Origin of the sequence: Mariniflexile aquimaris (assembly GCF_042676825.1) — a bacterium.
Lineage (GTDB): Bacteria > Bacteroidota > Bacteroidia > Flavobacteriales > Flavobacteriaceae > Mariniflexile > Mariniflexile aquimaris.
In genome coordinates this window covers 580,442-606,806 of sequence record NZ_JBHTIB010000002.1, presented here as the reverse complement: position 1 = coordinate 606,806, position 26,365 = coordinate 580,442, and the positions used below count along the sequence as shown (strand labels likewise).

Annotated in this window: 25 protein-coding genes and 1 pseudogene; 11 read left to right on the top strand and 15 right to left on the bottom strand. The window is 34.8% G+C overall.

The window, feature by feature from the left end; all coding sequences use genetic code 11:
• Positions 1–104: 104 nt before the first annotated feature.
• From ACFQ0I_RS02700 to ACFQ0I_RS02685, 4 genes are read left to right on the top strand one after another with little or no spacing between them, the layout of a single operon-like run.
• The gene (locus ACFQ0I_RS02700) at positions 105–1,097 is read left to right on the top strand and encodes a hypothetical protein (protein WP_379939107.1); all 993 of its coding nucleotides are present in this window, start codon (positions 105–107) and stop codon (positions 1,095–1,097) included.
• 5 nt (positions 1,098–1,102) lie between these two features.
• Entirely contained in the window at positions 1,103–1,693 is a 591-nt protein-coding gene (locus ACFQ0I_RS02695; protein ID WP_379939105.1) for a hypothetical protein, read from the top strand.
• A gap of 6 nt (positions 1,694–1,699) precedes the next feature.
• Positions 1,700–2,053 carry a hypothetical protein gene (locus ACFQ0I_RS02690; RefSeq protein ID WP_379939103.1) on the top strand — a complete coding sequence of 118 codons (354 nt, stop codon included), beginning with the start codon at positions 1,700–1,702 and terminating at the stop codon, positions 2,051–2,053.
• Between the two features lie 37 nt (positions 2,054–2,090).
• Positions 2,091–4,544 carry an outer membrane beta-barrel protein gene (locus ACFQ0I_RS02685; protein WP_379939101.1) on the top strand — a complete coding sequence of 818 codons (2,454 nt, stop codon included), beginning with the start codon at positions 2,091–2,093 and terminating at the stop codon, positions 4,542–4,544.
• 52 nt (positions 4,545–4,596) lie between these two features.
• Here the strand turns inward: ACFQ0I_RS02685 and ACFQ0I_RS02680 are convergent, their stop codons facing one another.
• From ACFQ0I_RS02680 to hemA, 14 genes and pseudogenes are all read right to left on the bottom strand, one after another.
• The gene (locus tag ACFQ0I_RS02680; protein WP_379939099.1) at positions 4,597–5,310 is read right to left on the bottom strand and encodes a 3'-5' exonuclease; all 714 of its coding nucleotides are present in this window, start codon (positions 5,308–5,310) and stop codon (positions 4,597–4,599) included.
• Positions 5,307–6,458 (bottom strand): serine hydrolase domain-containing protein, encoded by a 1,152-nt coding sequence (locus ACFQ0I_RS02675; RefSeq protein ID WP_379939097.1) that lies wholly within the window; start codon positions 6,456–6,458, stop codon positions 5,307–5,309. Before ACFQ0I_RS02675 ends, ACFQ0I_RS02680 begins: the two co-directional genes overlap by 4 nt.
• 65 nt (positions 6,459–6,523) lie before the next feature.
• Positions 6,524–7,054 (bottom strand): methylated-DNA--[protein]-cysteine S-methyltransferase, encoded by a 531-nt coding sequence (locus ACFQ0I_RS02670; protein ID WP_379939095.1) that lies wholly within the window; start codon positions 7,052–7,054, stop codon positions 6,524–6,526.
• Entirely contained in the window at positions 7,055–8,146 is a 1,092-nt protein-coding gene (locus ACFQ0I_RS02665; protein ID WP_379939093.1) for a CNNM domain-containing protein, read from the bottom strand.
• Between the two features lie 25 nt (positions 8,147–8,171).
• Positions 8,172–9,161 (bottom strand): porphobilinogen synthase, encoded by a 990-nt coding sequence (hemB, locus tag ACFQ0I_RS02660; protein ID WP_379939091.1) that lies wholly within the window; start codon positions 9,159–9,161, stop codon positions 8,172–8,174.
• An 8-nt stretch (positions 9,162–9,169) separates the two neighbouring features.
• Positions 9,170–9,562 (bottom strand): YchJ family protein, encoded by a 393-nt coding sequence (locus ACFQ0I_RS02655; RefSeq protein WP_379939089.1) that lies wholly within the window; start codon positions 9,560–9,562, stop codon positions 9,170–9,172.
• A gap of 45 nt (positions 9,563–9,607) precedes the next feature.
• On the bottom strand, positions 9,608–10,510 hold the full coding sequence (gene hemF, locus ACFQ0I_RS02650; protein WP_379939946.1) for an oxygen-dependent coproporphyrinogen oxidase: 903 nt from the start codon (positions 10,508–10,510) through the stop codon (positions 9,608–9,610).
• A gap of 333 nt (positions 10,511–10,843) precedes the next feature.
• A pseudogene (locus ACFQ0I_RS02645) lies at positions 10,844–11,194 on the bottom strand (transposase); the annotation flags it as partial.
• Positions 11,195–11,337: 143 nt separating this feature from the next.
• Positions 11,338–12,087, bottom strand: a complete 750-nt coding sequence (locus ACFQ0I_RS02640; RefSeq protein WP_379939087.1) for an EI24 domain-containing protein — start codon at positions 12,085–12,087, stop codon at positions 11,338–11,340.
• A gap of 126 nt (positions 12,088–12,213) precedes the next feature.
• On the bottom strand, positions 12,214–13,242 hold the full coding sequence (gene hemE / locus ACFQ0I_RS02635) for a uroporphyrinogen decarboxylase (protein ID WP_379939085.1): 1,029 nt from the start codon (positions 13,240–13,242) through the stop codon (positions 12,214–12,216).
• A 1-nt stretch (position 13,243) separates the two neighbouring features.
• Entirely contained in the window at positions 13,244–13,960 is a 717-nt protein-coding gene (locus ACFQ0I_RS02630; protein WP_379939083.1) for a potassium channel family protein, read from the bottom strand.
• A gap of 105 nt (positions 13,961–14,065) precedes the next feature.
• The gene (locus ACFQ0I_RS02625) at positions 14,066–15,808 is read right to left on the bottom strand and encodes a TrkH family potassium uptake protein (RefSeq protein WP_379939081.1); all 1,743 of its coding nucleotides are present in this window, start codon (positions 15,806–15,808) and stop codon (positions 14,066–14,068) included.
• 112 nt (positions 15,809–15,920) lie between these two features.
• On the bottom strand, positions 15,921–17,498 hold the full coding sequence (gene hemC / locus ACFQ0I_RS02620; protein ID WP_379939079.1) for a hydroxymethylbilane synthase: 1,578 nt from the start codon (positions 17,496–17,498) through the stop codon (positions 15,921–15,923).
• Positions 17,491–18,750, bottom strand: a complete 1,260-nt coding sequence (gene hemA / locus ACFQ0I_RS02615) for a glutamyl-tRNA reductase (protein ID WP_379939077.1) — start codon at positions 18,748–18,750, stop codon at positions 17,491–17,493. Before hemA ends, hemC begins: the two co-directional genes overlap by 8 nt.
• Positions 18,751–18,935: 185 nt before the next feature.
• Here hemA and ACFQ0I_RS02610 point away from each other — a divergent pair, with 185 nt between their 5' ends.
• The 7 genes from ACFQ0I_RS02610 (at position 18,936) to ACFQ0I_RS02580 (ending at position 25,593) form a co-directional block, all read left to right on the top strand.
• The gene (locus ACFQ0I_RS02610) at positions 18,936–19,838 is read left to right on the top strand and encodes an AraC family transcriptional regulator (protein WP_379939075.1); all 903 of its coding nucleotides are present in this window, start codon (positions 18,936–18,938) and stop codon (positions 19,836–19,838) included.
• A gap of 35 nt (positions 19,839–19,873) precedes the next feature.
• Positions 19,874–20,038, top strand: a complete 165-nt coding sequence (locus ACFQ0I_RS02605) for a hypothetical protein (protein WP_379939073.1) — start codon at positions 19,874–19,876, stop codon at positions 20,036–20,038.
• A 91-nt stretch (positions 20,039–20,129) separates the two neighbouring features.
• Entirely contained in the window at positions 20,130–21,164 is a 1,035-nt protein-coding gene (gene hemH / locus ACFQ0I_RS02600) for a ferrochelatase (RefSeq protein ID WP_379939071.1), read from the top strand.
• Complete coding sequence (locus ACFQ0I_RS02595; RefSeq protein ID WP_379939070.1) at positions 21,164–22,522, top strand: MATE family efflux transporter; 1,359 nt, start codon at positions 21,164–21,166, stop codon at positions 22,520–22,522. The genes hemH and ACFQ0I_RS02595 overlap by 1 nt, the downstream gene beginning before the upstream one ends.
• 2 nt (positions 22,523–22,524) lie before the next feature.
• Positions 22,525–23,073 carry a CopD family protein gene (locus ACFQ0I_RS02590; RefSeq protein WP_379939068.1) on the top strand — a complete coding sequence of 183 codons (549 nt, stop codon included), beginning with the start codon at positions 22,525–22,527 and terminating at the stop codon, positions 23,071–23,073.
• Positions 23,074–23,317: 244 nt separating this feature from the next.
• Complete coding sequence (locus ACFQ0I_RS02585) at positions 23,318–24,775, top strand: sensor histidine kinase (RefSeq protein ID WP_379939066.1); 1,458 nt, start codon at positions 23,318–23,320, stop codon at positions 24,773–24,775.
• 35 nt (positions 24,776–24,810) lie between these two features.
• Positions 24,811–25,593 carry an enoyl-CoA hydratase/isomerase family protein gene (locus ACFQ0I_RS02580; RefSeq protein ID WP_379939944.1) on the top strand — a complete coding sequence of 261 codons (783 nt, stop codon included), beginning with the start codon at positions 24,811–24,813 and terminating at the stop codon, positions 25,591–25,593.
• A 66-nt stretch (positions 25,594–25,659) separates the two neighbouring features.
• On the opposite strand, the gene ACFQ0I_RS02575 is transcribed toward ACFQ0I_RS02580, so the two are convergent.
• Positions 25,660–26,268, bottom strand: a complete 609-nt coding sequence (locus ACFQ0I_RS02575; RefSeq protein WP_379939064.1) for a hypothetical protein — start codon at positions 26,266–26,268, stop codon at positions 25,660–25,662.
• Between the last annotated feature and the right edge of the window lie 97 nt (positions 26,269–26,365).

Genomic DNA, 26,365 nt, shown 5'->3' with positions numbered 1-26,365 from the left:
TTAGGAAATTAAATTTAGTCACTTTTTTTATGATGTGTGACTTTTTTTAAAAGTTTCAGTCCAAATATATAGAGTAAGCTATTAAACAATTAATTATCCATTATATGAAAACAAAACTAATTACATTAAGCATTCTCCTACTATCAATTGTAAGTTGTACTTCCGGAGATAAAAAAGCAGATCAATCGTTCACAAACGAAGCAACGCAAACCAGCACTAATTTAGTAACTGCCGAAAAAAGCAAAGATTCCATTAATTTCTTTAGCTCGAAATTAAACTTGCTAGGAGCAGAAAAAGACAGTAAAACAAAACTTGTTAATATGGTTTCTAAGCAAAGAGACTCGTTACAAGCGCTATTAACCCAGTTAGAAACGTCGGTTAAAGCAATAAACGACAAAAAATTAAATCCTGGTATCGCAGGCGTAAACAGTAAATTAGATCAGTTAAAAGGTCAAAAAGAAAATTTGCAGGAACAAATAGCATTACAAAAGAAAGAAGTGGCTTTAGCTACTAAAAAGATTGACATTTTAAATGAAGAAAAAGGGGTTTACTTAGAGCAAAAGAAAGCGCTTTACGATAAAGGCGCACCACCAGCTGCATTTAAAGTAGTTGATTCTCTTTTAAGCGGAATTAATTCTAGTATGCTAATTCAAAATGATGTTGTTAAAAACATTAATAGAAATGTGGCTGATGCCGAAGAGCAAATGATTAGAATCACTGGTCAAAGAGATGAATTGAGTAAAAAAATCAGAAACAATTATGACACGCAACTTATTTTAAGCGAATACAATGCTGATGAAAAAAATAGATTAGAAGCACAATTAGCTAAAGTGAATGAAAATTTAAACATGCTGTTAAATGAAGCTTCAAATTTAGATACAGATTATAAATTATTAGCATCCAAACTATCTAATTTAAACACCCCAGCGGTAGATTTAAACAATGGTGATGGTGCAGAAGCAGCTGAGAGTTCAGACACAGGAGAAAAATCAGGAAAAACATCGTTTGCTTTAATTGTAGTACTGGTACTAGGAGCAATTATGGTATTCTTTTATTTTGTTGGAAAAAGAAGAAAAACTAAAAACATTAAAAAATAAGAAAAATGGCAACAACTAAAACACCTATAGAAAATAAAGCAGAAGTTAAAAAACCTGCGACTACCAAAAAAACGGCTACTAAAAAAGCTTCAACTAAAGCAACTGCTGCCAAAAAAACGGCATCAAAAGCGACAGCCGCAAAGAAAAAAACAGCTAGTAAACCCGTTGAAAAAATTGTAGAAACACCCAAACAAAAAAAGGGATTCTTTAAAACGTTGCTAGAAAATGTTGCAGAAAAATTAGAAGATGTTACCGAAAATGTAGCTGAAGGCGCAACTTTTGTAACAGAGAAAGTTAAAGAAACTACTGCTAAAGCATACGTAGCGGGCTCAGAATTGGTTGAGGAAGCCAATGAGAAGATTCATCAATTTACAGATAAACAATCTTTACTTAAGGAAAAGAATAGAATTGAAGACGCTCAAGCTAATTTAACTTCAAAATTTGGAGAAATTACCCTTCAGCATTATTTAAAAAACGAATCGTTACATAGAACTTTTTTAAATACTAAAGCGGTAAGCAATTTGGTATTAGAATATAAGGCCAACGAAAAGCTATTAATAGGCGTTGAAAAGGAATTAAAGAAACTAGAAAAATAAAACGACATGAGATACATTATTGTATACATTTATTTAGCGATTAATGTCTTTTTATTAATTCTAAATTGGAATTTGTTTTCGTCTTCCATTAACATTGATTTAGGGTTTGGCGTGTTTAATATGCCTCCATTAATTCTTTTACAAGTTATAGGGTTGCTGGCATTAATAGCTTTTGCGGTTCTGGACGGAATGAAAGATCTTAAAAGGGAAGTAAAAATTTCAGAACTTCAAAATACCATTTTAGGTTTGGAAAAAGACACGGTTATAAACGCACTTCAAAATAAGCTTAAATCTGCCAGTACACAAGCAAGTACACAAGCGGAGGTGAAACCAAAAAGCGATGTAGTTGACAAAAAGTGAATTACAAGTATTTTAAGATAATTTAATATGGTTACAAATGAAAAAATTAAAAATAATGATTTTGGTTCTTTTACTTGCTTGTCTAAAAGTTTCGGCGCAAGTAAAAGACATCAGTGTAACTTTTTCACCTGCATTAGAGTATACATTTTGGGATGATTATGCTGGATTAGAAGATGGTTTGTTATTAGGAGGAAAAGTTGGTTTTGGCTTTGGAGAATACATTGAGTTGCGTGCCACTTATATGCAGGCCTTAGATTTAAAAACCGATTTTTCAGATTTTGGTTTAGCCAATTATTCAAGCGATTTGTTCACCTCACGAGATGTGAAATTAACAAGAATTGGTGGTGAATTTAAAGCGAATTTCGGGACTAAAAGCATGTTGAATCCCTATTTTACTTTAGGTTCTGGGGTTCAAAATATTCAGTTAGAATCTCAGGATAAGCATGAGCAAATATTTGCTTCGGTTGGTTTAGGGGCTAAATTTAATATTGGAAAACGCACCGTTTTTGCCATAGAAGCTAAAAACACCGTATATAATTTTAATGCGGGGTCGCGTTTACTTACCGATGTCGATAAAACGACGTTTAGTGTTACCGATGCAGATTTTACAGATGAGCAATTAAGTAACTGGTCTGCTATGGCGTCGTTACAATTTTACTTAGGCGGACGTGAACCGGGTACCTTGACAGAACTGGATAGAGCATATTTAAAAAGTTTTTCTAGTGGATTTAGCGGTATTCGCTTGGTCTTAGAACCAGGTTTGGCTAACATAAAATTCGACGACAACTCTAATTTTAGAGATGCGTGGATGTTGGGTGGTTATCTTGGTTTCGACTTTACCGATTATATCGGGGTAAGAGGATTTTATTATCAGGCTACAAAAAACGAGGAAATCTCTACCGATTTTGAGGATCTGAATATGTATGGCGGTGAGTTTAGAGCACGATTAAATCAGCCAAACGGCGTGGTGCCATTTATATCCTTAGGTGGTGGTTATTTAAACACCTCTAGCGATTATTTAGGCAAAAACGGCAATGTGGTTAGCGGAAGTTATTTTGCATCGGGCGGTGTAGGTTTAAATGTGCCGTTAGTTAAAGGCGTTATGGCCTATGGCAGTATTAAAGCTTTATTAACATCAAACACCAACGAAGAAGATCTTCAAACACCAGATCAAATTCAAACTCATATGATGTATGATTTCGGATTGAAAATGGTATTAGGTAAAAAGGCAGAATCTCCTAGAAATGTTTATAACGAAAATTTAAATACCGTGCTTTACGAGCAACAGCTGGCTAACGATGCTAAAATTTCGAATCTTAAAGCTGAATATAAGACCAAAATTGCACGTTTAGAGACCGATTTAAAAGAGGCGAAAGCCAATAATGATATCGAGAAAGCGGTTGAAATTTTAGAAGACAAAAAAGCAACCACCGAAGCACTTAAAGAAGTTGAAGCAGTACAGGTTGCAGCGACTAAAAAATCTGTGGAATCTAATAAACAAGCTACAGAAAAACAGGTAGTTGCTGAGAAGCAGGTTGCCGTTGTGAAGCAAGTAGAAGCGGAAAAGAAAATTGCAGGAGCCGATAACTTAGGTCCGGTTGCGGTAGTTAAAAAACAACAAGTAGTAGAACAGGAACCTTTGGTGCAAATGACGCCCTTAGAATTTGAAATGTTAATACAACGCATCTTAAATCAGGTGGAATATAATCAATCGGCACCAACAGATTTAAAATATCAACCGCAAGATAAGAAAGATGAGCAAATTCAATTTTTAAGACAGCGTGTTGAAGATTTAGAAAAAATGATTTTGCAAACTAACACTAACACTTTAAAATACAATTTAAAGGCTGGTGAAGTACAACCTTCAGTAGAAAGATATCCTAGTGATAACATGTCTCAACTAATTTTAAATAAATTAGATGAGTTGGATAGAAAAATTGAAAGTAATACCGAGAAAATTGAAAAATTACCATCTGAAAACAAAGCGGATAATGTTATTATAGCGCCAATTGAAGCGAAAGGCGAATTACTAGAGATGGAGAAAAATGCTGATTCGTTATCCACAGGAAATCTTCGTGAAGATGATGCTATACGTGATGTATCTAAACTTACTTATCGCGATGTTTCGGCCTTTGCAGGTATTATGTTTGGAAACGATACGATGCCAGTAGGTGGGGTTCGAGTTTATTTTGGAAATGAAACCTCTAAAATATTATTTGTTCCCGAAGTATTTTTTGCTGTATCAAATCCGGTTTCTTTCGGACTTTCCGGCAATGGAATTTTACCATTTAACATCAACAATTCGGTTGTTAAACCTTATGCTGGTGCTGGTATAGGATTTATAAATATAGAAGGGAATGCGAAAGTTAATGCAAACCTAATTATAGGAGCTGATACAAATCTATTAAATGGGAAATTGTTTGTAGATTTTACTACGCGTAATTTCTTTGATTATAATCAGATTGCTGTAGGGTATAAATTCAATTTATAAAAAAAGCAAAACTAAAACGAAAAACAGCTTGGGTATACTCAAGCTGTTTTTTTTATATATGAATAATTTCGTCGTCGGTTAAAAGCTCGTCACCACGCAATCTTAAAAATATTTGCGCCACGGCAATGGTGTCTTTTTCGCAGTAAATAATAATGCGGTCTATTTCATTGTCTTCATAATAAACCCGATATACTTCGCTACCGTCAATATCATCTTTTGGCGACGGAATCCCTAAAACATTGGTGAGTAATTTTAAAGAAGTATATGTTTTATAATCGCCAAATTTCCACAATTCTAAAGTATCTAAATGTGGAACTTCCCAAGGTTTTTTTCCGAAAAGGTTTAACTTATAAGGTAATTCAATATTGTTAATAATCATGCGTCGGGCAATGTATGGAAAGTCGAATTCTTTTCCATTGTGCGCACAAAGCAAATGTTTATTTTCACTAAAATGAGAAATCAATAAGTTTTTAAAATCTTTCAGAATTTTAACTTCTTCGCCATAAAAAGAGGTGACTCTAAAGTTTCTAATATCCCCTCGAAACGTAAAATACCCAACAGAAATACATACTATTTTTCCAAATTCGGCCCAAATACCTGCACGTTCATAAAACTCTTCTGCGCTTTCGTCGTCCTTTCTTTGGTATTTCGATTTGTGTTCCCATAAGGCTTGTTTGGTTTCATCCAAATCAGAAAAATGCTGAACCTCTGGTACAGTTTCAATATCTAAAAAAAGAATATTTTCGAGGTTTAATTTCGAAATCATTTTCCAAGCATTTTGTAGGCTTCATCAATATAAACAGAAATGTCTTGTGTGAAGGAACCTACTTCTTTGTTATTTCCTTTTGAATGTCCTAAGCGCACAATGATGATATTCTCATTCGGATCAACAATTACATATTGCCCTAAATGACCACGCATCATAAAAAACTGTCTCCCGTTATGCTCTTTTAACCACCAACCGTATCCGTATTGCGGACTTTCTTTAAATCGGGGTGTAATCGATTTTGCTACAAAAGCCGAGTCAATAATTTGTTTGCCATTCCATTTTCCGTGGTCTTTGTAAAGTTTTCCAAAACGCGCAAAATCTTTGGCATTACTGGCAATACAGCAATAGGCTTTTACTAAATCGTGACCTTCGCTATCTACTTGCCATAAGGTTTCATTTTCACAGCCTAAAGGTTTCCAGAAGCTTTCTTCTAGGTATTTGTATAGTTTTTTACCAGTTGCTTTTTCTATTACCATGGCAAGCATTTGGGTATCGCCACTAGAATATTTAAATGTTTGTCCTGGCTCTTCTTCAACTTTTAAACCCAGCATTACTTTTTCTAAATCGTCATCAAAATAGGCACGCGTCACAATAGATAATGGCGAATAATATTTTTCATCCCAGGTGGTTCCAGAGCACATACTCGATAAATCGCCCACAGTCATTTTAGCCGCCAGTCCCGTATTAAAGCTTGGTAAAAAATCGCTAACGGGTTGGTCTAAACTTTTAATATAACCTTCTTCAATAGCTTTAAACATCAAACCCGAAACATAACTTTTCGCCATAGAGAACGAATTGGTTTTAGAGTTTTCATCATAACCACCGTAGTAGTTTTCGAACCAAATACTATCGTTTTTAATAATTACATAGGCAATAGTGCCGTTTGATGTATTGATGGTATTTAGCGCGGTAGTTTCTGTAACCGAATTGTAATCTTTGTGATGTGGCCATGGTTGAGGTGTTCCATTTTTTACTTCTTGGTTATCGAATTCTTTATAATCGTCTAAATAAGCCGTAGAATAGCCTTTAAGATAAATGGTTCTTACAGCTTTAATTAAGTAATCGGTATCTGTAACATAAAGAGCAATAATGATTAAACCGAAAATAATAACGATCCATTTAAGGAGCTTTTTTAAGAATTTCATTTGTGTGCGTTTAGTTGAATTAAATATAGGAAAAATTTGATATATTTTAACTATTTGCAAACAAACTAAAAGAGTGAGGTTTGCTTAAACGGACTTTCATGTTCCAAGAGCCACTGTTTTCTGTGTAAACCACCAGCATAGCCAGTTAAACTACCATCGGTTCCTATAACTCTGTGACACGGAACGATTATCCACAGCGGATTTTTACCATTGGCATTGGCAACCGCACGAATTGCTTTTACATCGCCCAATTGTTTTGATAACTCTAAATAGGAAATGGTTTTTCCATAAGGAATTTGTTCCAGCTGTTTCCACACTTTCTTTTGAAAATCGGTACCTTCAGGATTTAATTTAAGGTCGAATTGTGTGCGAGTGCCTTCAAAATATTCGTTAAGCTGAATAACGCAATCTTCTAATACATCGGGGATGATATCTGTAATTTTTTCTTCAGATTCCCACGTTCGCGGGAAAGACAAACTATTTGATTCTCCTTCTGAGAGTTCTATTTTATTTAGCACAATTACCGAAGCAACACCATCTTCATCACCAACTATTTTGGTAAAACCTAAAGGCGATTTGATGATGCAGGTTTCCATTTATTTTTCCTGATTGTCGGTGTCGTCGTCTAAAATGCCTAATTTTTTTGCACGTGCTTCCCAACTTTTTCTGGCCGATAATTGAAGGTCTGAAACGTTATCACTTTCATCCATAATTTCTAAACCTAACAAAGTTTCAATAACATCTTCCATGGTAACCAAGCCACTTACAGAGCCGTATTTATCGACCACTAAAGCCATGTGGTTTCTTGTTTCCACTAATTGTTCGAATAATTTTGGAATGGGTAAATTCCTGTCTACAATAATAATGTTACGCTTTAATTCTGATAACATTTTTGAGCCATTATCTAACGCCATTTCTTTATAGATTTCGTCTTTAAGTACTAAACCTATAATATTGTCTTGTGTATCTGAATAAATTGGAATTCTAGAAAACCTAAGATTCATGTTCCGATTAAAAAAATCTTCGACAGTAGTGGTTTGATTTTCAATTTGCATCACCGTTCGAGGTGTCATTACATCTTTAGCAAAAATGTCTTTAAACGTTAGTAAATTCTTTATGATTTTGCTTTCATTTTCTTGAAAAACGCCTTCTTCATGAGCCATATCTGTCATTACTATAAAGCTTTCACGGTTTAGAATACTGCCATGTCCTTTGCCTCCAATGAGTTTTGTGGTTAATTGAAGTAACCATAAAACACCAGTATATTTTAATGGAAAAATTAATACCGATAAAGATACGGAAGTGAAATTTGCCAGTTTTTCCCAATAAACGGCACCAATGGTTTTTGGTATGATTTCTGAAGCCACTAAAATTAAAAAGGTCATGATTGCCGAAATAACACCGACTGTGTTAATGCCGAAAATCTCTATTTTGAATGGTAATTTTTCGGCTTCTATACCCACCATCATCGCACCAACGGTGTGGGCAATGGTGTTAAGTGTTAGGATGGCAATTAAAGGCTCGTCTACATTCTTTTTTAAACGTTCTAAGTTTAAGGCATAAATTTTTCCTTCTTGTTTTTTAATTTTTATAAATGTAGGCGTAATGCTAAGTAAAACTGCTTCAATAACAGAGCATAAAAAAGAAAAGAAAATAGATACTGTTGCCCAAATAAATAATGCACTCATTAATATGATTTTAGTTAAAGCGAATTTACGAAATCAATTTCACAATATCTTTAGCAAAATAGCTAGCAATTAAATCGGCTCCAGCACGTTTAAAAGCTGTAGTGGTTTCCATCATTATTTGATCGTGATTTAACCATCCTTTTTCGGCAGCAGCTTTTATCATAGCATATTCGCCAGAAACTTGGTATACAGCCACAGGAACATGAACCTCATTTTTAATGTCTCTTAGAATATCAAGATAAGAAAGTCCTGGTTTTACCATAACAATATCGGCGCCTTCGTCAATATCCATTTCGGTTTCTCTAATGGCTTCTAAACGGTTAGCACAATCCATTTGATAGGTTTTTTTGTCTTTAGGAATATCAACCATATCTACGGGTGCAGATTCTAGGGCATCACGAAATGGCCCGTAAAACGCCGAGGCATATTTGGCCGAATAACTCATGATGCCGGTATTGATAAACCCTTCGTCTTCTAAAGCTTCGCGAATGGTTAATATACGGCCATCCATCATATCGCTTGGTGCCACAAAATTAGCACCTGCTTTGGCATGCGACACGCTCATTTCAGCAAGAAAATTTCCGGTGCTATCGTTGACTATCATCCCATTTTCAATAATACCGTCGTGTCCGTAAATAGAGTATGGGTCGAGTGCCACATCGGTCATAACTAACATATCTGGGCACGCGTTTTTTACGGTTTTAATGGCGCGTTGCATCAATCCGTTTGGGTTTAACGCTTCCTTGCCTTTATTGTCTTTTAAATTATCTGGTACTTTTACAAACAGTAACACCGATTTTAAGCCCAACTTCCAAAGTTCTTTTACTTCATTTTCAAGTAAATCTAAGCTATAGCGAAAGTAATTTGGCATAGACGCTATTTCGTCTTTAATCCCTTTTCCTTCCACCACAAAAAGCGGTACTAAAAAGTCGTTTGGAGTAATAATGGTTTCTCTAACTAAACTTCTTATAGCTTCGTTGGTTCTTAATCGTCTGTTTCTTCTTAGTGGGTACATTTTATTTTTTATTTACTTAACCCTAAATAGGTCCAATGATTATTCTCTTTTATAAAAGCCGATTTTTCGTGAATCACTTCTACGTTTCCGTTTTCGTAAAAATACGCATTAAATGTTACTGTGCCCTCGGTGTCTGTTGGTTTTCCTTTTGAAGTTTCTAAAACTTCAAGTTTAATCCATTGTACCGATTTAGCCCATGCGACTATAGACTTTTTTTCTTTAATGGGTCGTGTTGAACTATGATGACTTTGCATTAAATAATCGCCATCTGCTTTTACAAATGCACTATATCTGGAACGCATTAATTGTTCTGCAGTTATAGCTAAATGAATGTCGTGATGAATTTTTTCGCAACATTCTGAATAAGGGTTTGTATTTCCGCAGTAACAATTCAAATTCATTATTTTTATACCTACAAGGTTTTTGAAACCTCGCAGGAGTTTTTTTTAGACCCAATCTACAGGTTTTTTTAATACTTCTATCAATTTTTCTTCTTCACTTCCTGGTTCGGGTTGATGGTCGTAAACCCATTGCACGTGTGGTGGTAAACTCATTAAAATACTCTCTATGCGCCCGTTGGTTTTTAACCCGAACAAAGTGCCTTTATCGTGTACTAAATTGAATTCTACGTAACGCCCACGTCGAATTTCTTGCCAGTCTCTTTGTGCTTTTGAAAATGGTAAATTTTTGCGTTTTTCAACAATAGGGACGTAGCCTTCCAGAAAGCTATTACCTACTTCGGTTACGAAATTATACCAGTTTTGCATTGTCATGGTTTCGGTGGCTTTACAGTAATCGAAAAACAGACCGCCAATGCCTCGGCCTTCGTTGCGGTGCGCATTGTAGAAATATTCGTCGCAGCGTTTCTTGTAGGTTTGGTAAAATTCGCTGTTATGCTTATCGCAAGCGGTTTTGCAAACTGTATGAAAATGAATAGCATCTTCTTCAAAGAGGTAATAGGGCGTTAAATCTTGTCCGCCACCAAACCACTGGTCTACAATAGTTCCGTTTGCATCATACATTTCAAAATAGCGCCAGTTAGCATGAACGGTTGGAACCATTGGGCTTTTAGGGTGAAGTACCAAACTTAGTCCGCAGGCAAAAAAGTCGGCATCCTCAACGCCAAAGTATTTTTGCATACTGTCTGGTAATTTGCCGTGAACGCCAGAAATATTTACGCCACCTTTTTCAAATACATCGCCATTTTCAATAACGCGGGTGCGACCACCACCGCCTTCTGGTCGTTCCCAAATGTCTTCTTTAAATTGTGCTTTTCCATCTACAGCTTCTAATTTTGAAGTGATAGTATCTTGAAGTTCGTGGATGTATTTAAAAAATTTATCTTTCATTGTGGATGGTTCTTTTAAATCTACAAGCTCTTTGAGACCTTGCAGGTAGGGCTCGGTAGTATTTGTATTTTCTAGACCTGCAAGGTTTTTAGAACCTTGTCGGTCTGAGTTATTTAAACTTAAAAAATCTTTGAGACCTTGCTGTTCGATTGCTTTAGCATTGACTTTTTGATGAACAAATTTAAAGTTTTCTATGTCTTCAAACAATATTAAGGATTCATTGTTTTTCAAAGGAGAAATAGATTTTTCGCCGTTTAATATTTTCGAATAAGATGAAAACGGGTAATTTTCAAACTCGAATATTTTGTGATTCGAAGGATTGGTATGAATATAAACGATGAGATTCTTTAAATAACTTTCATCTTTAAGTCGAATTCTTTTAAAATGTTTTTCAAATAAGCTACCAGTTCTGTTGAATCTTTTATTAAATGCTTTGGCATATGCATTGAATAAATTTGAAAATGCTTTTGTTGCTAGATCTTGACTACAATTGATGCGTACAGCCAAATGATAATGATTATCCATGAGACAAAAAGCGAAAATATCAACCTTGTTTGATAAATATTTTTCAATTAGCTGAAGGAAATATTGTTTGTTTTCATCATTCTTGAAAATAGGCTGACTATCAATCCCTCTGTTGTAGATGTGATAATAATACCCAGTTTCAAGTATTTCTAGTTTCATTTTTTGTTTTTAGTTTAAACCTACAAGGTCTTTGAGACCTTGCAGGTTGTATATAAAGCGGTCTTAATAGTTTTATGATTCTTGTTGTGGCTGCCGTATTTTAAGTGATAGTATCTTGAAGTTCGTGGATGTATTTAAAAAATTTATCTTTCATTAACCTGTTTTAATTGTATCGCTTTAACTGTATTAATAGAGGCCGCCGTAGTAGAAAGTGGTAACACCAAGATAGCACCAATTACCGGAATTAATAAAAACAACATGAATATGATGCCGTTGCCAATTGCTAATCCGCGGTGGTTACGCACAAATTGTATGCTTTCGTTGTATTTATAATGACGCTCTAGAGTATAATCCATATTCCCAAATCCAGCATAATAGGCTTGAACTAAAAAAAGTATAACTGTTGAAAATATACCGATTATAGGGATAAATCCTAGAAGTAAAATAGGAATGGTTAGTACTAATTCCATGCCTAAATTTCTAACATTTATTCTGATGCCTCGCAAAAGTTGATCGGTAAAAGAAGTGATTCTTTGTGAACGTGATTCGCCAACCAAATGAATTTCGATCTTCTCGCTTACCGGACTCATAAATGGCGCTGAAAGTGCCATAATGATGTGTTTGTAAAGAATAAGACCAAGAAGAACAATAAACAAGCCGCCAAGTATGTTACCAATGGTAGTAAAGGTTTCTTTTCCCCATTCCCAAACCCAAAGTTTCGAAATGTAAAAACCAATATTATCTGAAAGCACATAAGCCGATACACCAATTACGATGGCGATTACAAAACTTATAAGCATGGGTACAGCGAAATATTTCCAGAGTTTTAATTTTGAAATTAAATTAAAAGCACCAAAATATGCTTGGATTCCTAAGGCTATGTTTTTAATCATAATCCTCTCACTAGCCCTCTCCAAAGGAGAGGGGATTTGTTTTTAGGTTAAATTAATATTTCTTTAAAGTTTTAAACTTTTAGATTGTCATGATACCCGAAACAGTTTTCTCCCCTAGGGGGAGAATTAAAGAGGGGAATACTCTTTTACTGCATCTACAAAGGCTTTGGCATTGTCTAAAGGAATGTTAGGTAAAATACCATGACCTAGGTTAACAATGTATTTATCTTTGCCAAATTCGTTTATCATTTGGGTTACCATCTTCTTGATTTCGGCCGGAGGTGATAACAATCGAGCAGGATCGAAATTACCTTGAAGTGTTATGTTTCCGCCCGTTAAATAACGTGCATTTCGAGCAGAACATGTCCAGTCTATACCCAAAGCCGAGGCATTACTTTTTGCCATATCGCCAAGTGCGAACCAGCAGCCTTTACCAAACGCAATAACAGGCGCATCGTCTTTTAAGGCTTCGATAATTTGATTGATATATTGCCATGAAAATTCTTGATAATCGGTTGGCGATAACATGCCTCCCCAAGAATCGAAAATCTGAACGGCGTTACAGCCTGCTTTTACTTTTTCTTTTAGATAAGCAATAGTGGTATCGGTAATTTTTTGCAATAACAGGTGTGCTGCCACGGGGTTTGTAAAACAGAATTCTTTGGCTTTATCGAAGGTTTTACTGCCTTGACCTTGTACGCAATAGCACAAAATAGTCCATGGCGACCCTGCAAAACCTATTAGCGGAATTTCATCGTTTAATAATTCTTTAGTGGCTTTTATGGCCTGATAAACGTAGTCTAGCGCAACGGTAACATCTGGCACAATCACATTTTCTACATCTTTAGAAGTGCGAATTGGGTTTGGTAAATAGGGACCAAAATTTGGTTTCATTTGCACCTCGATATTCATGGCTTGTGGTATTACCAAAATATCGCTGAATAAAATAGCGGCATCCATTCCGTAACGTCTTATTGGCTGAACGGTAATTTCGCTGGCTATTTCTGGAGTTTGGCAGCGTGTAAAAAAATCGTACTGATCTCTTAATGCTATAAATTCAGGTAGGTAGCGACCTGCTTGACGCATCATCCAAACTGGTGGACGATTAACTGTTTCTCCTTTTAATGCTCTTAAAAATAAATCGTTTTTAATCATTTTATAAATTTTTATTTCTTAAATCGTACTCTTCTTCGCCCATGCAATATTTTTCGATATCTTTATTATTACCGAAAACAACTAAAATATCGCCGTCTAAAACGACTGTGTCTGGGGAAGTACGACCAATGGTTTCTTTTATTATGGTTTTTTTACCCATTAAATTCTTTTTTTCAATATTACGAATAATGGTGATTAATGTTAAACGGTATGTATCGATGGAATCTAATTCTTGTAATGTTTTTCCAAAAAAATCTTTTTTAGCTCTAACTTCCGAAATGGTATAATTATGATCTAGCTGATAGTTTTCTAAAGTAGATTTAAAGTTTATTTGTTTGGTAAGGCGGTCGGCCGAATCTTGTTCTGGGTGTACAATGCTATGAATTCCCATAGCTTCTAAAACGGTGTCATGTATTGGCGATAACGCCCTGCTTATAATTTTTGCATTACATAATTTTTTAATAATAGCGGTTGTAATTATGGCAGCACCTTCATTTTCACCAATAGCCACTATAACTTTATCGGCATCTTTTAAAGGAACTGCTTCGTAAGCAAGTTCGTTAGTTGAGTCCATACAAATGGCATGCGAAATTTTATCTTTCACAAGATTAATTTTGTCCATTTGTTTATCAATAGCTATAACTTCATTGCCAGTTTCAGTAAGACTTAATGATAAAGACATACCGAAATTCCCAAGGCCGAAAACAATTATTTTCATCTGTTTCTATTTATTGTTTTTTAATGGTCGGTTGAAATATTCATAAATCAGTTTCGTTGCGAGACAAAATTTAAGACATTCTTGTTTCAATTTTATGGTGATTAATTAGTTAATCAAAATATTTTCTTTTGGCAGTTCATAGAACTGATGGTTTATTTGTCGCATTAAGCCAATCATTAAATTCAGCATCCCAATTCTTCCTATAAACATTACGGCAATGAGCACATATTTACTAGCTTCAGTGAGTGTAGGCGTAAAATTTAAGCTTAAACCAACAGTACTGAAAGCCGAAAAACACTCAAAAACAACACTTAGCAACGGCGTATCTTTGGGTTCAAAAATTAATAATGCCATAATTGCTATGCCAATAACAATTAATGAAATGCTTAAAATAGCAAACGCCCGCGATGTTGATTCTGCCGAAAATCGTCTTCCAAATATTTCTATTCTGCTTTTTCCTCGTGCAATCGTATAAATATTTAAAGTTGCCAATGCAAAGGTACTGGTTTTTATACCACCACCGGTTGATGCTGGCGATGCCCCAACCCACATTAAAAAAATAACAAAAAGTAACGATGGAACCGTCATTTGCGAGTAGTCTATCACATTAAATCCTGCGGTTCTGGGGGTAACAGAGCCAAAGGCGGCATTGGTGAGCTTTCCAAATAAGGTTTTATGGTCTAGTAAGGTATTGTTGTATTCTGAAATGAATAGGAAAATCCATCCAGCAAAAAGCAAAATTATGGTTGTGTAGATTACTATTTTTGAGTTTAGCGTTACTATTGGAACCCGTTTATGAATTCTTTTTTGTTTGAAGAATTCTAAAACATATGTTTTTAAGTATTTGTAAAAATTGAATATAATATGATGCCCAAGACCACCAAAAACCACTAGAATCATTATAATCCATTGGAAAATATAATTAAAGCGAATGCTATTATCGAACAGACCAGCTGAAAATATTGAAAATCCTGCATTACAAAATGCCGAAATCGAGTGGAAAACCGAGAAAAATATTTTGTTATCTATAGATAAATTATTGGTAATTGTAAAATAGATAAAAATGGCTCCAATAATTTCGACAGCTAGTGTAAATACCACCACATTTAAGGCGACTCTAAAAACGTCTTTTAAACCTTCATGTGCCAGAAAATCTTTGGTGTTTAAGCCTTCTTTAAACGAGGAGCTTCCTCGAAAGAAAAAGGCAAAGAACGATGTAAATGTTAATATGCCAATACCACCCAGCTGCACAAGTACTAAAATGATAGATTGCCCAACCAATGTAAAGTCGTTGCTTGTGTCTACCACCGCTAAACCTGTAACGCATACAGCGCTTGTAGAGGTGAATAAGGCATTCACAAAACTTATTCCGTTAGGTGTTGCGCTAGGAAACATGAGTAAAAATGCACCTGCCAAGGCCAAAATTAAAAAGCTGCCTACAAAAACAATAGCAGGGTTAAAGTAAACATCGTAAATATGTCTTACTAAAACTAATAACCTTAAAAGGAAATACAGAATTAATCCGCCCTCAAGAATGGGTTTAATTTTTTGTAATATGTAATGATAGTCGTAGCCAAAATGAGAAATAGAAATAATGATGGAAATAATTAGTAGCGCAGAAATAATTACAATGTTAACTAAGGCTACTTTTTTAGTGTTTTTGTGTTTATATATAAAATATTTAAACACATTGAAAATCAATAATAAAACGGAAAGTATAAGTAAACCAGCAACATGAGGCGTGGTGAAATTTTCTGCAAAATCGTAACCAAAATCGAATACTATAAATGAAAGCACAATGATATCAAAAAAGCGATACACATAGTTGAGCAAAGATTCTCTTTTCATTATAATAAATTATTCAATTTATAGGATTATGAGTTGTTTTTTGCAAAATGAAGTCACTAACTATTTTTAACTAAAATTATAGAAAATATTTTAATGTATGTAGATATCAGGTTTAAATATAATGCTCATTCACTAACTCAATAACACTTTCAACTGTTGGAACTTTAGCAACCCTAACATCCTTAAAGTGTTTTTTAGCTTCTTGAGCGGTAGTTTCACCAATACAAAATGCAATAATTTCAGCTTTGTTTTTTTGAACGAAACTTTCAACGGTAGAAGGACTGTAAAACATCACGCTTTCAACCGAATCAGCTACTTTTATACCGTCATATTTTGTTTGATAAGCTTCTATTTCGGTAACCTTTATATTGTTTTTTTCTAAAATGCTTGGTAAATCGTCTAGCCTTAAATCACTACAGAAATAAGTAACCTCGCTACCTTCCATAAATTCTACCAGATATTCCGCCAGTTTTTTAGCATTGTTTTCAGCATGTTTTACTTTGCCAATTTTAGTTTCTACGAGTCGCTTGGTACGACGGCCAACGCAGTAAATATTTTTAAATTGAAGTTCTACCGCAGAATAATTTGTAATTAACGATTCTACAGCATTTTTACTCGTAATTACGACGTTTTGAATTTCATTTTTAAAGAAACGAGGATGAATTCTATTTAAACTTATTTTTATAAAATCGGCACTTTCAACAACTACTTTTTCATGAAATAACAATCGCTGGTCTTCGGTAAACGATTTGGTAGAATAAACATTGGTTTTTTTATTGGATTGTTTTATACTATCCATTAAGCGTTTGCCTCCGCGCTCAATCACAAAATTGGCGCAGAAATCGGCAATATCATGGTGCTCACCAAGTTTTTTAACCCGTGTAACATCAATTCTTTTAGAGCCGTCAACGCTTAATAATACGCCTTTAAAATTAACCTCTTCATTTTTTATGTAGGCAAGTGCGCCTATGGGTGCTGTACAACCACCTTCTAGTTTATTTAAAAACGTACGCTCAATCGTGGTACAGATTTCGGTTTCTTCGTGGTTTAATTCTTTGCAGGCATTAAGTACCTCTTCGTCTTCAGCTAAAGCAGTAATCATAATAGCGCCTTGGGCAGGAGCGGGAATCATCCAATCTAAATTAATAGCCTCTTCGGGTCTAATTCCAATTCTACCAATACCGGCAGCGGCAAAAATAGCACCATTCCAGTCTTCGTTATCGGCAAGTTTCTGCAAACGGGAATTCACATTGCCTCGTAAATCTACAATGGTATGCGTCGGGAATCGGTTTAACCATTGCGCACGTCTGCGCAAACTTCCGGTCGCAATGACTGCGTTTTTAGAGCCTAAAAATTCTTCATTATTTTTAAAAACCAAAGTATCGTTAACATTGCCACGTTTTAAAACGGCCGCTTGTACAATTCCTTTTGGTAATACTGTTGGAACATCTTTTAGCGAATGTACCGCAATATCAATATCATGGTTTAACATGGCAATATCTAAAGTGCGCGTAAATATGCCTGTTATTCCTAATTCGTATAAGGGTTTGTCTAAAACAATATCGCCTGTAGATTTTACAGGCACTAATTGTGTTTTATAACCTAATGTTTCGAGTTGACTTTGTACTATTTTGGCTTGCCATAGCGCTAATTCGCTATCGCGGGTACCAATTCTTATAATTTTAGACATGCGTGGTTGGTTCTAGCTGAAATACTTTTTTTATTAGTTCCAGACTTTCATCGGTAGAAATGCCATCATCTTTTAAATGATGTGCAAAATGATTAGTTATTTTTTGAATGATATTATTGCTAATTAATTCGGCCTGAGCTTCGTTAAAATCGGCATTTTTTTTACGTTGCGTTTCTAATTCGGCAACAGCAAAATCGTGCAGCTTATTTTTTAAAGCTTTAATGGTTGGGGCAAATTTCCTGGTTTCTAGCCAATCATTAAATTCGCCTTTTACTTCTTCAATGATAATTTCGGCTAAAGGAATATGCGTTTTTCTTTTTTCGAGAGTTTCATCGGTAATAGATGAAAGATGATCTAAATGAACTAAATGAACGTTTGATAATTCTTGAACATTATCATTTACGTTTTTCGGAATGGATAAATCAAGAATTAAAAGTGGTTTATGGGTTTGTATAATGTGCTTATCGATAGTTGGACGTTGTGCACCAGTAGCCACAATTAAAATATCGGCTTCATTAATCTCTTCCTGCAGATTGGCATATTCTTTAACTACCAGATTAAATTTTCCAGCAATTTGTTCTGCTTTGGTTTTAGTTCTGTTAATTAAGGTAATATGATTGTTTTTGGTGTGTTTTACTAGGTTTTCACAGGTGTTTCTACCTATTTTTCCAGTTCCAAAAAGTAAGATATTTTTATTGGTAATATCTTGTACAGTGTTTAAAATATACTGAACAGATGCAAATGAAACGGAAGTTGCCCCGGTTGATATGTCTGTTTCTGTTTTAATACGTTTACTTGCTTGTATCACGGCATTTACCAAGCGCTCGCTAAAATGGTTTAATAAACCGTGTTTTTTAGAAATGCGCGCACTGGTTTTAAGCTGACTTATAATTTCGAAATCTCCAAGAATCTGACTGTCTAAACCAGAACCTACGCGAAACATATGCGCGATGGCATCGTTGTTTTTATAAATGTAAGCTACCTTCTGAAATTCTTCAACGGTACCTCTGGTATTCTCGCATAATAATTGAATAAGTTGAAATGGGTGTTGTGCAAAACCGTAAATTTCTGTTCTATTGCAAGTTGAAGTAACAAGTAAACTCTCAATTTCATTAGCTTTGGCTTGTTGTAATAAAGCTATTCTCGCATTATCATCTAAACTAAAATGTCCTCTTATGTCGGCGTCGGCTTTTTTATAGCTTAGCCCAATAGCGTAAAAAGAACTGCTTTTTGAGATGTTATATTGTTGCATTTTGTTTTTCAAAAATTATCAAACAAATGTATGTGGATGTCGTCTAAAAAAGTAACGCCAAAAGAACTTTTAGTGTCGTTTGTGGTTTTTTAAGTGGTTTTTAATGATAAATATGATAAATGTCATATTTTTGCTTTAAAATCAAGCGCTTTCGGCTGCTTAATTTAGAATCAATTTAAATAAACATGCAAAATAGCGAATTAGGAAACATAAAAAATGTCGCTCAAAGTTCATTTGAAGAAACAAAAGTAGAGGATGGATTTTTGGTGCTAACCTATAAAAACGACGAAAATGAAACGCAAAGTCTTATAAAAGACATACATAGCGATTACATTCAATTTCATTTTTGCTTAAAAGGTTCGAGCAAATTTGTTTTTAACGAAGGGCGCTATTTGCTAGATATTCGAGAAGAGAACTCGTTGTTGTTGTACAATCCGCAGCAAGATTTACCTATTAATCTTCGGGTAGGGCCACATTCGTGGATGGTTTCCATCTTAATTTCCATTAAAAAATTTCATGGGTTGTTTTCGCAAGAAGCAGATTATATCTCTTTTTTAAATGAGGATAACAAGGATAAAAAATATTACAAAGATGGCGACATAACACCATCGATGGCCATTGTACTGAATCAATTGATTAATTTTAACTTGAATCATTCTATAAAAGATTTATATTTTAAAGGAAAGGCGTACGAACTTTTAAGTTTATATTTTAATAGAAGTGAAGATGCCGATATTGAACAATGTCCGTTTTTAGTAGATGAAACCAACGTTATAAAAATTAGAAAAGCTAAAGATATTATTGTGGCTCGAATGGCAGAACCACCTAGTTTACAGGAGCTTGCAGATGAAATAGGCTTAAGCCTTAAAAAGCTAAAAGAAGGGTTTAAACAAATTTATGGAGACTCCGTTTTTAGTTTTTTATTCGATTATAAGATGGAACTCGCTAGAAAGTTATTAGAATCGGGCGAAAATAACGTGAATGAAGTAGGTTTAAAAGTGGGTTACAGCACATCAAGTCATTTTATAGCGGCCTTTAAAAAGAAGTATGGGACCACACCAAAAAAATATATTATGTCTTTAATTTAGAGTTGATTGGTTTTAAAACAGAAAAAATTATTACTATGAAATATTTAACGCCAGAAATTGAAGCATTATCTAAAAATGCAACTTCCAAATCGTTAGTACGTCCTTCGGTATCCTGTGGTATTTTTCAAGATTGCGACTATAATGAAGCACGTCCTAAATTATACCATCAACAAAAAATTGAAAATAAAAAGGCTGAATAGTATCTTCAATTGCCTTTCAATGCAAAAAGAAACACAAATTTCGCATTAAAAATATTTAATGTAATTATATTCGTAAAAAGAAAAATTATTAATGAAAAAAGGAATTTTACTCGTTAATCTCGGTTCGCCAGATAGTCCTACTCCAAAAGACGTAAAGAAATATTTAGGCGAGTTTTTAATGGACGAGCGCGTTATCGATATACCGTTTATTGCCAGAACAGCACTAGTTAAGGGTATAATATTAAAAACACGCCCAAAACAGTCGGCTGCAGCATATAAAAAAATTTGGTGGGAAGAAGGATCGCCGTTAATCGTGCTTTCCGAACGACTTCAAAAGAAAGTACAAAAACAGGTAGATTTTCCCGTGGCTTTGGCGATGCGATATGGTAGTATGACCATTAAAAAAGGCCTTCAAGAATTAGTAGATAAAGGCGTTGATGAGGTCTTGTTATTTCCGTTATATCCACAGTTTGCTATGGCAACAACCGAAACAATTACGGTGCTAGCAGAAGAACTTCGTCAAGAGTATTTTCCAAAACTAAAAATAGAATCTGTTCCTGCATTTTATAATAAGCCCGATTATATCGAAGTGCTATCCAATTCAATTAAAAAGCATTTAGAAGGTAAAAATTACGAGCATTTATTATTCTCTTATCATGGAGTTCCAGAACGACATATTAGAAAAAGTGATGTGACAAAATCGCATTGCAAAATAAATGGTAGTTGTTGTAAAACCCCAAGTAAAGCGCATGAGTTTTGCTACAGGCACCAATGCTTAGAAGTGACACGTTTGGTCGCAGAAAAACTTCAGTTTAAGGAAGGAACCTATTCTACATCATTTCAATCTCGACTAGGTTTCGACCCTTGGTTACAACCATATACAGACCGAACCATTGAGCGTTTAGGGAAACAAGGCATAAAAAACATGGCCATTGTTACGCCGGCATTTGTGAGCGATTGTTTAGAAACTTTAGAAGAAATTGCCATGGAAGGCCAAGAAATATTTCATGAAATGGGCGGTAAAGATTTTACAACAATACCATGCCTAAATGATGATGCTGAGTGGGTGTCATTACTTGCAAAATGGATAAACGCCTGGGCAATCCCTGAAAAAGTAGGAGTGTAATGGCAAAAATTTCCTCACAAGATTTAGGGTCGCAACCTATAGGGAAAATTTTGATTAAACAGGCAGTACCGGCGTCTATAGGGATTTTGGTAATGTCGCTTAATATTTTAGTCGACACTATTTTTGTGGGTCATTGGATAGGCTCAACCGCTATCGCTGCTATAAATGTGGTTTTACCGGTATCATTTTTTATTGCTGCTTTGGGAATGGCGATTGGTATTGGTGGTTCCTCAATTATATCGAGGGCATTAGGCGCAGAAACTAAGGCGAAAGCCCTTAAAACGTTTGGCAACCAAATATCTCTTACGTTATTATTTACTGTTACTTTAGTTGTTGTTGGGTTAATTTATAGCGATAGTATTATAGTGTCCTTTGGTGGGAAAGGAGCTATTTTTAATCCTGCCAAAATATATTATACCATAGTATTATATGGCGTGCCTTTTTTAGCGCTTAGTATGATGGGAAATACCGTAATAAGAGCAGAGGGCAAGCCAAAATTCGCCATGTATGCCATGATGATTCCATCGGTAAGTAATTTACTTTTAGATTATATTTTTATTAATGTATTAGATTTTGGAATGGAAGGTGCTGCATGGGCAACTTCGTTATCTTACATCTTATGTTTTATTTATATATGGTGGTTTTTCTTGTCGAAGCATTCCGAATTAAAAATTGATTGGTCGCATTTTATATTAAAAACATCCATAGTTTCAGAGATTGGATCATTAGGTTTTGTAACACTCGCCAGACAAGCGGTAGTGAGCATTACCTATTTGTTTATGAATAATATTTTATTCGATTTGGGTGGTGAAACTTCGGTAACGGCATATGCCATAGTAGGTAGAATGCTCATGTTCGCCATGTTTCCCGTATTAGGTGTCACGCAAGGCTTCCTACCCATAGCAGGATTTAATTACGGCGCTCAAAATTACGAAAGGGTAAGGCAATCAATAAACATTGCCATAAAATATGCGGCAATTCTATCCACCGTAATTTTTATACTTTTAATGTTGTTTCCAGAAGCTATTACACGCATGTTTACAACCGATTTGAGAGTTATCGAACAAACACCAAACGATATGCGCTGGGTGTTTGCTGCAACACCCATTATAGCGGTTCAACTTATTGGAGCGGCCTATTTTCAGTCCATTGGCAAAGCAATACCAGCATTGTTATTAACATTAACACGACAAGGTTTTTTCTTCATTCCTCTCATTTTAATTTTGCCAAAATTTTATGGTGAATTAGGGGTGTGGATATCGTTTCCAATTTCCGATGTGCTTTCAACGCTGGTAACCGCTTATTTTTTAAATAAAGAAGTAAGATCCACTTTATTAGTACCTAATCAAACCATGTAACTATGGAATATTACAGCTATATTAAATCGTTTCACCTCATTTTTGTCATTACTTGGTTCGCTGGGTTATTTTACATTCCACGATTATTTGTTTATCAAATTGAGGCATTTCATAAGCCATCCCCCGATAAAGAAATATTAGGCAAGCAATTAAAGCTAATGGCTAAGCGACTCTGGTATATTATTACTTGGCCATCGGCCATTTTATCTACCATTTTTGCCATTTGGTTACTTATTATAAATCCATTTTGGTTACAACAACCATGGATGCATGTAAAACTAACGTTTGTATTAATCTTATATGTGTACCATTTAAAAACCCACCAGTATTACAAACAGTTGCAAAACGACGTAGTAAAGAAAACATCCAGTTTTATGCGCATTTGGAATGAAGGCGCTACGTTTATACTTTTTGCGGTTGTGTTTTTGGTAATTTTAAAAAGCGCCATTAATTGGGTTTGGGGTATTGTTGGGATGCTGGTTCTAGGAGTATTAATTATGCTCGGGTTTAAAGTTTATAAAAATATAAGAGCAAAAAATCCCGATGCTTAAATAGGTTTGGGCGTTACCGCACATGCGGTCGGGCTATCCGCTAAATCTTTTTAAAACATCTCGGTGATAACGTAGTACAAGGCAAATTATTAATTTTAAGTTTGTCATTAAATCGCGTGGTTTAAAGTTTTAAAAAGGATATCGCTTCTATCCCTAACGCAATCCATCGGCCATCTTCAACTTTGCAAATTAAATTAAAGGCTTTGGTTCAATTATTGCTATATTTAATGCATTATTTTACCCGATGAAACTAAAAAAACTCTCTTTACGTACCCGCATTTTTTTAGCCATGATAATGTTGGTTCTACTGGCTTCTGTACTTATTTCGGCCGTTGCCATTTACCAGTATAAAGAGCAAAGTGAAGACTATCATAAGGAGCGTTTAGAGCGTAAAGAAGAAAATATTCAAACGCACCTCAGGCGGGTTTTAAACGGCAGACAAAACACCTGGGAAGTAAAAACCGAAAACATTCCGTTAATATTTAAAGACGAAGTTTATAATATTGCCGATATACATAAACTTCAAATAAATCTATACGATTTAGAAGGTGCATTATTAATATCTTCTACCGCAGGTCTGCAAAATAACGATATCGATCAATGCATCAATCCCGAAATATTAAATGCGCTATCTAATACCGCTTCACATCGGTTCGTAGATAAGCGTTTAAAAAATGGCGAAACCTTTCAATCGTCTTACACCTATCTGTTAGATCAAAAATCTAAGGATTTAGCCATTTTAAATATTCCCTATTTAGAAAAAGACGATTTTCTGGAAAAAGAACTTTTAGAATTCTTAAAAAGAATTGCTTTTGCTTTTATGTTTGTATTGTTGATGGCAATTGTTATTGCATTTTTATTATCTAAATACATTACAAAATCCTTAAAAGCCATAAGTGATAAAATTAATACAACGCGTTTAGAAAAGCGCAATGAAAAAATTGAAGTAGACGACACCAGCGAGGAAATTTCCACTCTGGTAACCTCGTATAATAGCATGATTGACGAACTGGAGGAAAGCGCTGTACAATTAGCCAGAAGTGAACGCGAGCAGGCATGGCGAGAAATGGCAAAACAAGTGGCGCACGAAATAAAGAATCCGTTAACACCCATGCGATTAACGGTTCAAAATTTTCAACGTAAATTTAATCCCGACGACGAAAATATTCATTCTAAAGTAGACGAATACAGCAAAACATTAATTCAGCAAATAGATACCATGAGTTCTATAGCCTCGGCGTTTTCCAATTTTGCTAAAATGCCTGCGCAACAAAATGAAACACTAAATGTGGTGTATGTTGTTAAATTGGCGCTCGAAATATTTAATGAAGATTATATTGAATTCACGTCAGAATCTGAAGAAATTATAGCAAAACTAGACCGAACGCAGTTAATACGTGTGGTTACTAATTTGGTGAAAAACGCCATTCAGGCGATGCCAGAAAACCGAACGCCAAAAATTACTATCAATGTGTCTACAGATAATGGAAATGTTATAATAACAGTAGCAGATAACGGTTCGGGGGTATTAGACGAAAATATGGATAAAGTTTTCGAACCTAAATTCACAACCAAAACCAGTGGCATGGGGCTAGGGTTGGCCATGGTTAAAAACATTGTAGAAACCTATAACGGCACTATTACTTTTAAATCATTAAAAGATCAAGGTACTGTCTTTACTGTAACGCTTCCTAAGCGGTAATGAGTATTAAAGAAAACAGATTAAAACATACTACTATGAGTTACAACAATATTTTAGTTGAAGAAAATAATGGTGTTACTACCATAACTATTAATCGCCCTAATAAATTAAATGCATTAAATAGGGAAACAATTGAAGAGTTACACGAAGCTTTTAAAGATGAAGAAGAAGATGATGACACAAAGGTTATCATATTAACAGGAAGTGGTGAAAAAGCCTTTGTGGCTGGTGCCGATATAAGTGAATTTGCCGATTTTAATGAAAAAGAAGGTTCAGTTTTAGCGGCAAAGGGGCAAGATATATTGTTCAATTATGTTGAAAATTTATCGAAGCCCGTAATTGCGGCAGTCAATGGCTTTGCGCTGGGTGGTGGGTTAGAATTGGCTATGGCTTGCCACTTCCGAATAGCTAGTGAAAATTCCAAAATGGGACTTCCAGAAGTGTCTCTTGGCGTAATTCCGGGATATGGTGGTACACAACGCTTGCCGCAACTTATCGGGAAAGGACGCGCCATGGAATTAATTATGACCGCGAGTATGATTGATGCAAATCAGGCATTAAATTACGGCTTGGTAAATCATGTGTTGCCCTTAGATGAATTATTGCCGTATTGCGAAAAAATAGCGACTAAAATATCTAATAATTCGCTTGTGGCGATCGCTGGTGCTATTAAAGCCATTAATGCGAATTATAAAGATGGTGTTAATGGGTTTGATGTTGAAATTCAAGAATTTGGAAATTGTTTTGGTACCGAAGATTTTACCGAAGGTACCACGGCTTTTTTACAAAAACGCAAGGCTAATTTTCCTGGGAAATAGAACGAAATAAAAAAAGGGTGAACTAGCTTGTTCACCCTTTTTAAGAGAATAGATTGTTAAAATTAGTTATTTAATTTCTTTTGTAAAAACGCGTCCTTCAGTGTTATATACAATTTTATAATCACCATTAGACAATCCCGTTAGCTTGTAAACTCTATTAATGTTTACGGTGTTTGTAATCGTTTCAGAGTAAATAAGTTCTGTAGCGTTAGAGTCTGAGCTGTTAAAGAATATTTCAACTTTTAGCGGTTCGTTATTTAACGAAAGTTTTGATAAAAAAGCAAGATTACCTACAACTCTTGTAAAGGGTTTAAAAATGGTTTTTTCTAATTCTTTTTTAAAAGTAACTTCGTTAGATTGAACTACAAACGGAATGGTTTCAATCTCTAAATCTTTGTCTAGTTCAAAAATATAACTACCATTTGGAAGTGCTGTTAAATCGAATCCTTTCGTGTAAATTCCAGATTTCTGGATGAGTTCTTTATATAGTACAATTCCGTTGTTATCTTTAATGAACAGTAGATTTCCTTCCTTTACATTGTTTAAGGTAAGTGCAGTTCGGTTAGCATCATTTTTAATTGAATAAAATGGTGCTTCATTGGCGAAACTTAACAAGGTAGCAAACATAGTTACCATTAAGATTCCTTTTTTCGAGTTTTTAATTACGTTTTTCATGATTTGGTTTTTTTAACGTTTTACAATACAAAGATATAGTAGCATGGTAGTTTGTAAAACATTGATATTGACTAATTTATGTGCTATTTTAACTATT